The sequence below is a fragment of the Variovorax sp. FG153 genome (assembly GCF_057809595.1).
In genome coordinates, this window is sequence record NZ_JBMDKG010000015.1 from 1 (window position 1) to 9,004 (window position 9,004).

The 9,004-nt window shown below is 62.2% G+C and carries 20 protein-coding genes; 18 read left to right on the forward strand and 2 right to left on the reverse strand.

Annotated elements, in window-relative coordinates; genetic code table 11:
* Together ACODT0_RS17590 and ACODT0_RS17595 are read left to right on the forward strand one after the other, a co-directional pair.
* Window positions 1-440 (forward strand): LamG-like jellyroll fold domain-containing protein (locus ACODT0_RS17590; protein ID WP_489041835.1); only part of this gene is annotated, 440 nt, incomplete at its 5' end.
* Complete coding sequence (locus ACODT0_RS17595) at window positions 437-784, forward strand: hypothetical protein (protein ID WP_489041836.1); 348 nt, start codon at window positions 437-439, stop codon at window positions 782-784. The genes ACODT0_RS17590 and ACODT0_RS17595, both read left to right, overlap by 4 nt.
* A 95-nt stretch (window positions 785-879) precedes the next feature.
* Here the strand turns inward: ACODT0_RS17595 and ACODT0_RS17600 are convergent, their stop codons facing one another.
* Window positions 880-1,686, reverse strand: a complete 807-nt coding sequence (locus ACODT0_RS17600) for a hypothetical protein (protein WP_489041837.1) — start codon at window positions 1,684-1,686, stop codon at window positions 880-882.
* Between the two features lie 33 nt (window positions 1,687-1,719).
* Here ACODT0_RS17600 and ACODT0_RS17605 point away from each other — a divergent pair, with 33 nt between their 5' ends.
* The 10 genes from ACODT0_RS17605 to ACODT0_RS17650 all read left to right on the forward strand — a co-directional run bounded on the left by ACODT0_RS17605 (window position 1,720) and on the right by ACODT0_RS17650 (window position 5,379).
* Complete coding sequence (locus ACODT0_RS17605) at window positions 1,720-2,139, forward strand: DnaT-like ssDNA-binding protein (protein ID WP_489041838.1); 420 nt, start codon at window positions 1,720-1,722, stop codon at window positions 2,137-2,139.
* On the forward strand, window positions 2,136-2,393 hold the full coding sequence (locus ACODT0_RS17610) for a hypothetical protein (RefSeq protein ID WP_489041839.1): 258 nt from the start codon (window positions 2,136-2,138) through the stop codon (window positions 2,391-2,393). Before ACODT0_RS17605 ends, ACODT0_RS17610 begins: the two co-directional genes overlap by 4 nt.
* Window positions 2,393-2,557 (forward strand): hypothetical protein, encoded by a 165-nt coding sequence (locus ACODT0_RS17615; RefSeq protein WP_489041840.1) that lies wholly within the window; start codon window positions 2,393-2,395, stop codon window positions 2,555-2,557. The genes ACODT0_RS17610 and ACODT0_RS17615 overlap by 1 nt, the downstream gene beginning before the upstream one ends.
* Window positions 2,554-2,919, forward strand: a complete 366-nt coding sequence (locus tag ACODT0_RS17620) for a hypothetical protein (RefSeq protein WP_489041841.1) — start codon at window positions 2,554-2,556, stop codon at window positions 2,917-2,919. Before ACODT0_RS17615 ends, ACODT0_RS17620 begins: the two co-directional genes overlap by 4 nt.
* Window positions 2,919-3,338 carry an HK97 gp10 family phage protein gene (locus ACODT0_RS17625; protein ID WP_489041842.1) on the forward strand — a complete coding sequence of 140 codons (420 nt, stop codon included), beginning with the start codon at window positions 2,919-2,921 and terminating at the stop codon, window positions 3,336-3,338. The genes ACODT0_RS17620 and ACODT0_RS17625 overlap by 1 nt, the downstream gene beginning before the upstream one ends.
* Window positions 3,338-3,754 carry a phage tail terminator-like protein gene (locus ACODT0_RS17630; RefSeq protein WP_489041843.1) on the forward strand — a complete coding sequence of 139 codons (417 nt, stop codon included), beginning with the start codon at window positions 3,338-3,340 and terminating at the stop codon, window positions 3,752-3,754. Before ACODT0_RS17625 ends, ACODT0_RS17630 begins: the two co-directional genes overlap by 1 nt.
* Before the next feature lie 75 nt (window positions 3,755-3,829).
* Window positions 3,830-4,477, forward strand: a complete 648-nt coding sequence (locus tag ACODT0_RS17635) for a phage tail protein (protein WP_489041844.1) — start codon at window positions 3,830-3,832, stop codon at window positions 4,475-4,477.
* 5 nt (window positions 4,478-4,482) lie between these two features.
* A complete protein-coding gene (locus ACODT0_RS17640) occupies window positions 4,483-4,791 on the forward strand; it encodes a phage tail assembly chaperone (RefSeq protein WP_489041845.1) in 309 nt (102 codons plus the stop codon).
* 14 nt (window positions 4,792-4,805) lie between these two features.
* Window positions 4,806-5,099 (forward strand): DUF1799 domain-containing protein, encoded by a 294-nt coding sequence (locus ACODT0_RS17645; RefSeq protein ID WP_489041927.1) that lies wholly within the window; start codon window positions 4,806-4,808, stop codon window positions 5,097-5,099.
* Between the two features lie 49 nt (window positions 5,100-5,148).
* Window positions 5,149-5,379 (forward strand): hypothetical protein, encoded by a 231-nt coding sequence (locus ACODT0_RS17650; RefSeq protein ID WP_489041846.1) that lies wholly within the window; start codon window positions 5,149-5,151, stop codon window positions 5,377-5,379.
* Window positions 5,380-5,425: 46 nt separating this feature from the next.
* On the opposite strand, the gene ACODT0_RS17655 is transcribed toward ACODT0_RS17650, so the two are convergent.
* Window positions 5,426-6,004, reverse strand: a complete 579-nt coding sequence (locus tag ACODT0_RS17655; RefSeq protein ID WP_489041847.1) for an Arc family DNA-binding protein — start codon at window positions 6,002-6,004, stop codon at window positions 5,426-5,428.
* Window positions 6,005-6,110: 106 nt separating this feature from the next.
* On the opposite strand from ACODT0_RS17655, the gene ACODT0_RS17660 reads away from it, so the two are divergent.
* The 6 genes from ACODT0_RS17660 (at window position 6,111) to ACODT0_RS17685 (ending at window position 8,964) form a co-directional block, all read left to right on the forward strand.
* Window positions 6,111-6,287 carry a toxin-antitoxin system HicB family antitoxin gene (locus tag ACODT0_RS17660; protein ID WP_489041928.1) on the forward strand — a complete coding sequence of 59 codons (177 nt, stop codon included), beginning with the start codon at window positions 6,111-6,113 and terminating at the stop codon, window positions 6,285-6,287.
* Window positions 6,284-7,090 (forward strand): BRO-N domain-containing protein, encoded by an 807-nt coding sequence (locus tag ACODT0_RS17665; RefSeq protein WP_489041848.1) that lies wholly within the window; start codon window positions 6,284-6,286, stop codon window positions 7,088-7,090. The genes ACODT0_RS17660 and ACODT0_RS17665 overlap by 4 nt, the downstream gene beginning before the upstream one ends.
* An 88-nt stretch (window positions 7,091-7,178) precedes the next feature.
* Window positions 7,179-7,556, forward strand: a complete 378-nt coding sequence (locus tag ACODT0_RS17670; protein ID WP_489041849.1) for a hypothetical protein — start codon at window positions 7,179-7,181, stop codon at window positions 7,554-7,556.
* A complete protein-coding gene (locus ACODT0_RS17675) occupies window positions 7,549-7,947 on the forward strand; it encodes a hypothetical protein (protein ID WP_489041850.1) in 399 nt (132 codons plus the stop codon). The genes ACODT0_RS17670 and ACODT0_RS17675 overlap by 8 nt, the downstream gene beginning before the upstream one ends.
* Before the next feature lie 2 nt (window positions 7,948-7,949).
* Window positions 7,950-8,519 (forward strand): hypothetical protein, encoded by a 570-nt coding sequence (locus ACODT0_RS17680; RefSeq protein ID WP_489041851.1) that lies wholly within the window; start codon window positions 7,950-7,952, stop codon window positions 8,517-8,519.
* Window positions 8,512-8,964: a hypothetical protein gene (locus ACODT0_RS17685; RefSeq protein WP_489041853.1), complete on the forward strand. Its 453-nt coding sequence runs from the start codon at window positions 8,512-8,514 to the stop codon at window positions 8,962-8,964. Before ACODT0_RS17680 ends, ACODT0_RS17685 begins: the two co-directional genes overlap by 8 nt.
* The last annotated feature ends 40 nt before the right edge of the window (window positions 8,965-9,004 follow it).

A 9,004-nucleotide genomic window follows, 5' to 3' on the forward strand; every position in this document is an offset into this window, starting at 1 on the left:
GGAAGCTGAGTGATGCGACAGACGCGACGATTGTTGCGCTGGGGTCTCCTGGGTCGAATGGGTCTTTCGACATGCGGGCGCCTGGTAGCGGCGCCGTGACCAAGTTCCAATTCGCTTCGCGAGGGACGACGCCGGCTACACCGTTTACGACCAATGCTGCTTTCAATGCCCCCGTATCGGCAGTTGTCACGGGTGTTGGCGATATCTCTGCCCCCGCGGCTGCACTGCGCCTCAATGGCGCGAGCATCAGCACGATCACAACGACACAGGGGAGCGGAGTGTTCGGCAACAGCGCGGTCTTTGTCGGTCGAGCCGGTGGCACTTCGCTTCCTTTCAACGGCAACCTCTACGGTCTGATCATCATCGGTCGGCTGCTCTCGCCCGACGAGCTGTGGGTCTGCGAGCGCTACATGGCCCAGCAGGCCGGGATCACGATATGAGCTACCTCCACCGCTGCCTCATCGTTCCAGCCGCGCTGGCGCCGCAGGCTCGCCTGCTGACTGAGCAGTTGGCCGGGCCGCCTGGCGCCGGCATGTTCATCACGCCGCTGTCGTCGACCGGCGCGGCGCCGGCCACGCACTACATCTCAAGCGGCCTCATCGAAAACACGTTCGCCGCGGTGCTGGACGACCCGCAGACGATGTTCTCGGTATGCCAGCAAGCCAGCATCAACGTGACGCTGAGCGCGTGCCAGACGCTGCTGGGTGCCAGCGACGTCAGCGAAGACCAGCCCTTCGATGCGCTCGCTCGGCTGGGCCTGAAGTTGGTCGAGGAAACGCCATGAGCCTTATCGTCCCGCCCGCGGCCGACGCGAACTCGTTTTGCTCCGTTGCAGATGCCGATGCCTATCGCGCTGCAGGCAAGAGCGAAGCCAGGGAGCTAGCCTCGCTGTTGTGAGATGCCGGTCCAATAGGCAGGATCTTGGTAGTCGAGATGTTGGACGAGGAATTTCATCTGCAGGTCAGCCTCTGAGAACTCAGGCTCAAGCGCGGACCTTTGTTCGGGAAGCAGGTGCGGCGCGTCGTCCAGAAGCCTGCGGAGGCGAAGCGGAAACTCGCTGAGAGGCCAGCTACCAAGACCTCGGAGCGCGGTGAATTCATAGCTCTGCAAGTCCGCGGTGCGCTGAATTAGTGCCGCGCTTTCCTCGCCTTGGACTGTTGCTGCTTGGCGGCCGAGTTGTTCTCTGCGGGCGTTGAGGTATGTCCGCAGCTTGTCCCATTTGACGTTGACGAGGTCGATTGCAGCGAAGCGGGCCCAATACTCAAGGGCTGGACGGATAGTTTTCGAGTTGCTATTGAGCTGATTCAGGATCTTCAGAACGTCCCGAGAGACCTTGTAAGAGTGGTCCATGCCGGCTCCGGTGTCGTAACGACCGGCGGCGCTGACTACGCGTAAAAGGTTGACGCCAGCAAACTCAGCGAGCTCGCGAAGCTGATCGACTGCGACCTCGGCCTTGTCGATCGATTCGTTCAACTCACGGGTCTTGGCCTCCATGCCCAGGCCTTTAAGGGACTCGAATCGGTGGATGGTGGCGGCAAAAAGAAGGATGAGGCCGGCACCCAGAGTAGTCCCCGCAAGTCCCAGGTTCTCCTGAAGGCCTGCCCAGAAACCGAGTCCTAGTAACGCCAGACCGATTCCGGTGAGGGCGGTGTCGACGATCGCGGTTTGTGTTTTGCGCCAGTCCATTTTTCACTTCTCCTTTTCCGAGAGCGTACCCCAATGCCCCTGATCGTCGCTCCCGTTGAAGGTTTCGATAGCCTGGTATCGCTGAATGACGCGAACGCCTACTGCACTGCGATGGGCATTGCCGCGTGGACCGGAGGTGATCCGGCGAAAGAGGCAGCACTTCGCCGCGCAACCCAGTACCTGCTTGCCCATTACCGCATCAAGGCCGAGTACCTCGACCCAGTGCACAAGAACGTGGCCGACGCATGCTGCGAGGCCGCGGTGCGCTCCCTGACGGGGGCGCTGTATGCAGACGTGGCGCCGGCGGCCGTGACGGGCAAGACTGTGGGTCCAATCTCGGTCACCTACGCGGCCCCGACCAACGGGGGCCAGACGCGCTTCGCCATCATCGACGACCTGCTGCGCGGGTTGACGGCCGGCGGGTTCGCGCAAATTGTCCTGGAGCGCGCATGAGTGCCTGGGACATCAATCGCCCTGAGCCCTACACAGCGCGCGGCATCAAGCGCCTGCAGTGCATCCGCTGTGGGGCTCAGGCCATGTTCCAGTGGCAGATCTGCTCGGACGGCAACCGCTACCGGCCGCTGTGCCTTGACTGTGACGTTGCCCTGAATCGGCTGGTGCTCGACTGGATGGCGCACCCGGATGCCAAGCTGCTGGGCGATCGATACGAGCTCGCCAAGCGCGCCGCTTTGGAGGAGGGCGCGTGATGGTGATCCTCCACGTCATCCCCAATGCCGACCTCCGGGAGCACGAGCGCAGCGAGTCCTGCTGGTGCCGCCCGACTGAAGACGATGAGGTCGAGGGAGTGTTCGTGCATCACGCAATGGATGGACGAGAGCAATTCGAGACCGGCGAGAGGCTTCCTTCATGACCGACTTCTACGACGACATGGCTGCAACCGCGGTCGACCTTCTCGCGGAGTTCGGACAGGTCGTCACCCTCGGCAGCGTGGGCACCGAGGAGTACAACCCCGAGACCGGGAGGGTAGAAGCGACGTTTACCGACTATGCGAGCAAGGGAGTTGCCCTGGACTACAGGCAATCGGACATTGATGGATCCCTGATCCGCCAGGGTGACCGGCGCATCTATATCGCCCCGGACCTGGGCGTGACACCAAAGACTGGCGATCGAGTCACGCTGTCGAGCGGCGCCGTCCTCGGTGTAGTGGAGAGCCGGCCGCTGAGTCCCGCTGGCATCGTGGTGCTGCATGACGTGCAGGCGAGGGGGCTCTGATGGGAACCTTCACCCTCGACCTCTCGGCTTTCGTCGACAAGGCGAAGGGAAAGTTTGAGAAGACCGTGCAGGCCTCGCTGATCCTTGCGTCGCAAGGGGTGGTTCTCGAAAGTCCCGTTCTCACGGGGCGGTTTCGGGCGAACTGGCAGTTCGGGGTCGGCACGCCGAACCTTTCTACGTCGGCGGCGGTGGATCAATCCCGCGCCGGCGCTCAGACCCAAGCTCGGATTGAAACCGAGGTGAAAGCAAAGGTCCTTGAGCAAGCCGCCTACGGGCAGTTCTGGATCACCAACTCCCTTCCGTATGCGTACAGGCTCGAGTACGAAGGCTGGTCCAAAAAGGCGCCCAACGGGATGGTGCGGGTCACGATGGCCAGGCTTCCGGATGCGATCAACGCTTACCTGAAAGGACAGCTTTGATGTCCGACAAGTTGATCCGATCGCTCTTCGAACAGCGGCTCGCGGCTTGGGCTGCAGCTCGCACGCCCAAGCTCCTCGTGGCTTGGGAGAACGGGGGCTTCACGCCGCCGGCCGCCGCCTATCTGCGGGCCTTCGTGCTGCGCGGGGATACGACGAGCCGAGACCTGGCCGGCGAGAACCGCAACCGCGTGGGGATCTTCCAAGTGAGCATCGTGTGCCCCGCGGGCGCTGGAACGGAGCCAGGCGAGGCCATTGCTGGGGAGTTGGAAGCCCTGTTCCCAATGAACCTCATGTTGAGCAGTGGCGCCTTCACCGTGACCCAGGTCACGCCCTTGCGGATTCGCTCCGCGATCCCCGGCGACCGCTATACGGTCCCCGTCGATCTGCAGTTTCGAGCGGACACCTACCCCACCTGATCTCACTCCCGCCCTTTCGGGCATCTGCAACCCTGGCCGCCGATAGCGGCCTTTTTTTCGTCTGAAAGGGCCATCATGGCAAGCTACTTCCCGAACAAAACGATCCTCTCGATCAGCGCTGGCTTCGAGGCAGCGAAGACCGCTTCGGCGATCACGAACGCCAACCCGGGCGTCGTCTCCTCGGCCGCCCACGGCTACGCCAACGGCGACATCCTGCTGGCTGGCTCCGGCTGGACCGAGCTCAACGACCGCCCGATCCGCACCGCGAACATCGCGACGGGCGCTTTTGACCTCGAAGGCTTCGACACCACGAACACCACGCGCTTTCCCGCCGGAGGCGCCGTCGGTTCGACGTTCCGCCGTGCCACGTCCTTCGTCCCGTTCTCGCAGGTCACCGACGTGCAGACGAGCGGCGGCGAACAGCAGTATTTCCAGTGGGTCTACCTCGAAGACGGGCTGCAGCGTCAGAAGCCCACGTTCAAGAACGCGCGCTCGATGACCGTGCTGCTGGACTACGACAACGCCCTGGCTTGGTACAACACCCTGCTGGGTCACGACCTGTCGGGCGACACGCAGATCCTGCGCGCCGCGCTGCCCAACGGCAAGCTCTTCTACTGGTCGGTGGTCGTCGGTTTCGACGGCGAGCCGAACTTCAACATCAACACCAACATGCAGGTCACAGCCCAGCTCGCGCTGGTCAACCCGCGTTCGACGAAGTACTGATCCGCATGTTCAAGCTCAAGGCCAATCCGACCTTCTCCGCAAAGGTCCCGTTCCCCGTCGCCGGCGAGGATTCCGTGGACGTCTCGTTGACGTTCAAGCACCGCACGAAGTCGGAGCTGACGAAGTGGATCGAGGGCGGGAAGACCCGCAGTGACGAAGACACCTTCCTGGACATGGTGGAGGGTTGGGAGATCGACGAGCCCTTCAACAAGGAGAACGTCGCGATCCTGCTGCAGCACCACATCGGCGTCAGCGTGGCCGCGTTCCACGTCTACACCGATGAACTCATGAAGCACCGCGAAAAAAACTCCTAGAGGCTGCGTGGCGGCTGTTCGATCCACCGGATTGGGCAGGCCGCGCAGCACTCGGGTTTGAGCCGGAAGATTTCGGAGACGAGCGCTTCGAGGTCTGGCCGGACAACTGGCAGGCAGTGACCGTTTTCTGCGCCATGCGCACGCAGTGGCGCGCCGGGATGGGCGGGTACTACGGGCTGGACTTCAACGTCCTGCCCGAGATCTGGCGCCGACTCAAGGTTGCTCCGGCGGATCGCGACGGCGTCTTCGAGTCCCTTGTCCTCATGGAGGGTTCGGCGCTGAAATTTATGCACTCGAAGAGGGGGTGAGCGGTGGAACCTCCGTGTACGATGGAAGTCCATCAGAACGGAGGCCAGGATGCGGTTTGTTGTGGTTGTTCTCGCGCTGCTGGGTGGCTTGTTCGGCGCGGTAACGTTCGTGTTTGCCAAGAGTGCTCCGCAGGAGGCGGCTGCGGCCGCGTTGGCGTGCGCAATGGCGGTGGTCCCATACGTGATTTATCGCGTGTTTCAAATCGCGGCAGAGGCGAGGGAGCGTCGTGAGTTCTACCGCAAGGCTTTGGCTTTGTTGGAAGAGTCGAGCGAGAAATAGAACCCACCAAAGGTAAAAAGCCGCCCGCGGGCGGCTTTTTCTATGGTTAAGGCAGTGGGCGACGCGATCGTCGGATGATCTTGCGGACGACTTTCTCCTGAGCCTCAGTGAGCCCCGGCTCGGGCGGCTTCTTTTCCGCTTCCTCGAAAGCCTTCTTGGCTTGCTGAAACCCTTCAGTCGCTCCTTCGAGCCTGCGTATAAGAACCTCGAGGGTCGCGGCCGGATCGTTTTTGCTGATCTGCTCCTCAGCCTCTTTTGAGGTCTTCAGCGCCTCCCGGAAATCTTCCTCTTCGCTCAACGCGGTGTGCCCCAACGCCTCGAGCGCCTTCACGACATCTTGGAAGGCGCTGCCAACCACCGCGACGTCCAACAGCCGGATCTGGGCCAGAAAGGCAAAGTTGGCAGCCTCTCTTTCTGACTTTGCCAGCTGCAGCGCTAGGCCTCTGAATGCCAAATCAGTCTCAGCGTTTCCATCGCCGCTGCTGAGGGTCTGGCGCAGTCTCTCAATCACCTCCGCGTTGAAGCTGCGCGCACTCACGCGAGCGGCATCCATGAGCTGGGCATGCAGGTCTCGCGGCAATCGCAGCGCGGTTTTGAGGTAGTCGTCTTGGAAAGAGGTCGCCATCGGTCTCGATGATAGCCCCTATATTGAAGTCAACTATTGCCTTCAAAATGATGGCTTGCCACTAAGATGAAGGCGTGCTTTTGAAATGAAGGCAAGAAAGGGCAACATGGCTACTAACCAATCGCAGAAGGACTGGCAAAAAACCGCAGTTCGTCTGCCTCGTGAGTTGCACCGCGATTTGCACGCGGAGGCGCAACGACAGGGGCGGACATTCAATGGTCAGGTCGTGAGAACGCTTCGGCAAAACACGCCGGTGGAGCAACCTCAAGGGGCGCAGGCATGAGCAGCGTCGTTCCATTCAGTTTCGAAGGCTCGAACATCCGGGCGATGGAGATCGATGGCGAGCCGTACTTTGTGGGCAAGGACGTGGCGGAGGCTCTCGGCTACAGCAACACGAGCGACGCCATTGCCACACACTGCAAGGGGGTCGCCAAGCGCTACCCCCTTCAGACCGGAGGAGGCCGTCAGGAAGTGCGGGTTCTTTCTGAGCCCGACGTGCTGCGCTTGATCGTCAACAGCACCTTGCCGGCGGCGGAGCGATTCGAGCGCTGGGTGTTCGAAGAAGTGCTGCCATCGATACGCAAGACAGGCGGTTACACGCGGATGGCTCGTCCGCAGACCCTGTCGCGCAACCAGGTCGCCGCCGGCATTCTGCTCCTGCGCAGCGCCGCCGAGGACTTGAAGTTCGCCCCCTCGGCGGTGCTGGGCGGCTACCAAAAGCTTGAGGCGCAACTTGGCGTGACCGGCTTGCTGCCTGCATATGCGGTAGATGCGCCGACTTCAGCGAGCGGCGGATCGAGCGAGGAGACGAAGTCGGCTGCGGAGCTGCTGCTGCAACATGGCGCAGGGTTGAGCGCGATCGCTTTTAACCGCCTGCTGACGGAGCGCGGCTACCTCGAGGAGCGGGAGCGCCCATCATCGAAGGGTGGTACGAAGAAGTTCAAGGTGTGTGTCGCGCCGGAGTTCGGCAAAAACCTCACCAGCCCGAACAACCCGCGGGAAACTCAGCCCCACTGGTATGTCGGCAAGTTCGCCGAACTGCTGGATCTAGTGCTGCCTGTGCGGAGCAGGGCGGCGGCGGGATGACCCGCCACAAAGGCGAAACGCCCAACAGCTTGGACCCTGTTGAGCGCTTCTTGTGAAACCTAAAACCTAGCAAGTCAGAGGAATCGACATGAATGCTACCGCAATTGCAGGACAACGCCAAACCGCTGTGTTTGGAGCCTTGGAGGTTGTGCAGGACGACGAGCCGCGCTTCGGCGTGCAGCTGGTGCAGGTTATGACCTCTACCATCCCCAACCAGATCGAAGCCGGCGACCTCCTGCGCATCGACTTCGATCAGCACCACTTCGCCAAGGACGGGCTCTACGTTCTCAAGAGAGGCAACTGGACCGGCGTCCGCCGCCTCGATGACGACTGCGACGGCGTCCGCGTGCAAGAGCGCAACGGGGATCGTGTGCCGCTGCCGAGCCAAGCGACCATCGTTGGCTACGTCGACGCGGTTTACACCGCCCGCAAGGCTTTCCACCGCGCGGAGGTGGCCAATGCGTAAGTCGATCACCGGGAACTCGGTCACGGAGCGCGATGGCACGCCGGTCAGTCTTGGACGGTCCTTCAGCGCGCCGTTCTGGGTGTGCGCCGCGGGCGCGATCGTGGCGGACTATGGCGACGACGAAGACTCGGCAGAGGCACACTACGCATCACTGGTGGGTGCGCACCGGAGCCGCCTGGGGCTGTTCGCCACATTGCGGGTAGACGGCGAGCGCGGAGCGCGTCTCCAAGAGGGGCGTAGCGGCGTCAGCGACGGCGAAGCCCGCGCCAACGCGATTGCCGCCGCACTGATAGAGCGCCTGAAGCGGCTAGACCGGGCCGAGCGAGACGAATTCATCGACCGCTTCAATCGGTCGCAGGTCGTGTTCAACGTCACCCTGGGAGGCGCCTGAACATGGAGCAAATCAAGATTCGCGTGACCGGCACGAGCCCGCTCATGATGCACGCTGACGTGCTGGCGAACCCGCTCAACCCGCTGTCGAAGGCGCACAAGGAGCTCACCAGCAAGCGCAAGAAAACCGAGGATGACCACCTAGCAATCGCTCGAAGCGAGTTCGTGGCCGGCTGCTATTGGGTCAAGGAGGAGGGCTTCTACGTCCCGGGCCAAAACTTCGATGCAACGTTTCTCGCCGGCGCGAAGCTGCAGAAGCTGGGCACCCACTGGAAGCGTGGCGCATTGGTCCTCGAAAACAGGGTCAAGCTACTTCACGACGGTCCATCGACGCCGGATGCGCTTTGGGAGGCGCCTGCTTTCGTAGATTGCCGTGGCGTGAAGGTCGGGACGGCCAAGATCATGCGCTACCGCCCAGTCTTCACCTCGTGGGCGGCCGAGCTTTCGGTCATGCTCAACACCGAAGTGTTGGATGTGAAAGAGGCGAGGAAGGCTATCGAGGATGGCGGCGCCCTGATCGGGACCTGCGAATACCGCCCGCGGTTTGGACGGTTCGAGGTGGCCTATGTCTGAGGTGAAGCTCTATCCAGCCTGGAAACAGGCGGTTCAGGACTTCTTGGCCGAGTTCAAGTACGGCGACCTCGTTCCGCACGATTGGCTGGCTCAGCATTTCGGCATGCCGCGTGGAGATGAGCGCATGTCGGCTTCGGCGTTCCAGGCGCGGCAATTCGAATGGCTCGCCAACATCGAGGGGTTCAAAGCCACGCTGCTCCACGACCATCAAGTGCTGTTGGAGTCGGTGCGCGGCCAGGGCTATCGATGGGTTCCTCCGGCCGAGCAGACGAAGACCTCGACGCGGGAATTCGAGAGAGACGCGGGCAGGGCTTTCCGTGCCGTCGGGAGCCGGCTGCGCAACATTCGGGTCAACGAACTGACCGATGAAGAGCGGCGCGAGAACCTCGATGCTGCAACGAAGGTGGCGCACCTGCGAGGGATGGCGAGAAAAGCGCTGCGATGACGTAGCTGCAAGCCTTCGGACGAGGGCTTTCGGATGCGAA

Excerpts from the sequence above, each read along its gene's own strand:
- ACODT0_RS17635 (WP_489041844.1), top strand. The coding sequence starts at position 3,830 with ATGGCAAGCTACTTCCCGAACAAAACGATCCTCTCGATCAGCGCTGGC.
- ACODT0_RS17625 (WP_489041842.1), top strand. The coding sequence starts at position 2,919 with ATGGGAACCTTCACCCTCGACCTCTCGGCTTTCGTCGACAAGGCGAAG.
- ACODT0_RS17675 (WP_489041850.1), top strand. The coding sequence starts at position 7,549 with ATGCGTAAGTCGATCACCGGGAACTCGGTCACGGAGCGCGATGGCACG.
- ACODT0_RS17670 (WP_489041849.1), top strand. The coding sequence starts at position 7,179 with ATGAATGCTACCGCAATTGCAGGACAACGCCAAACCGCTGTGTTTGGA.
- ACODT0_RS17680 (WP_489041851.1), top strand. The coding sequence starts at position 7,950 with ATGGAGCAAATCAAGATTCGCGTGACCGGCACGAGCCCGCTCATGATG.
- ACODT0_RS17665 (WP_489041848.1), top strand. The coding sequence starts at position 6,284 with ATGAGCAGCGTCGTTCCATTCAGTTTCGAAGGCTCGAACATCCGGGCG.
- ACODT0_RS17650 (WP_489041846.1), top strand. The coding sequence starts at position 5,149 with ATGCGGTTTGTTGTGGTTGTTCTCGCGCTGCTGGGTGGCTTGTTCGGC.
- ACODT0_RS17605 (WP_489041838.1), top strand. The coding sequence starts at position 1,720 with ATGCCCCTGATCGTCGCTCCCGTTGAAGGTTTCGATAGCCTGGTATCG.
- ACODT0_RS17600 (WP_489041837.1), bottom strand. The coding sequence starts at position 1,686 with ATGGACTGGCGCAAAACACAAACCGCGATCGTCGACACCGCCCTCACC.
- ACODT0_RS17685 (WP_489041853.1), top strand. The coding sequence starts at position 8,512 with ATGTCTGAGGTGAAGCTCTATCCAGCCTGGAAACAGGCGGTTCAGGAC.
- ACODT0_RS17630 (WP_489041843.1), top strand. The coding sequence starts at position 3,338 with ATGTCCGACAAGTTGATCCGATCGCTCTTCGAACAGCGGCTCGCGGCT.
- ACODT0_RS17595 (WP_489041836.1), top strand. The coding sequence starts at position 437 with ATGAGCTACCTCCACCGCTGCCTCATCGTTCCAGCCGCGCTGGCGCCG.
- ACODT0_RS17655 (WP_489041847.1), bottom strand. The coding sequence starts at position 6,004 with ATGGCGACCTCTTTCCAAGACGACTACCTCAAAACCGCGCTGCGATTG.
- ACODT0_RS17640 (WP_489041845.1), top strand. The coding sequence starts at position 4,483 with ATGTTCAAGCTCAAGGCCAATCCGACCTTCTCCGCAAAGGTCCCGTTC.
- ACODT0_RS17660 (WP_489041928.1), top strand. The coding sequence starts at position 6,111 with ATGGCTACTAACCAATCGCAGAAGGACTGGCAAAAAACCGCAGTTCGT.
- ACODT0_RS17615 (WP_489041840.1), top strand. The coding sequence starts at position 2,393 with ATGGTGATCCTCCACGTCATCCCCAATGCCGACCTCCGGGAGCACGAG.
- ACODT0_RS17620 (WP_489041841.1), top strand. The coding sequence starts at position 2,554 with ATGACCGACTTCTACGACGACATGGCTGCAACCGCGGTCGACCTTCTC.
- ACODT0_RS17610 (WP_489041839.1), top strand. The coding sequence starts at position 2,136 with ATGAGTGCCTGGGACATCAATCGCCCTGAGCCCTACACAGCGCGCGGC.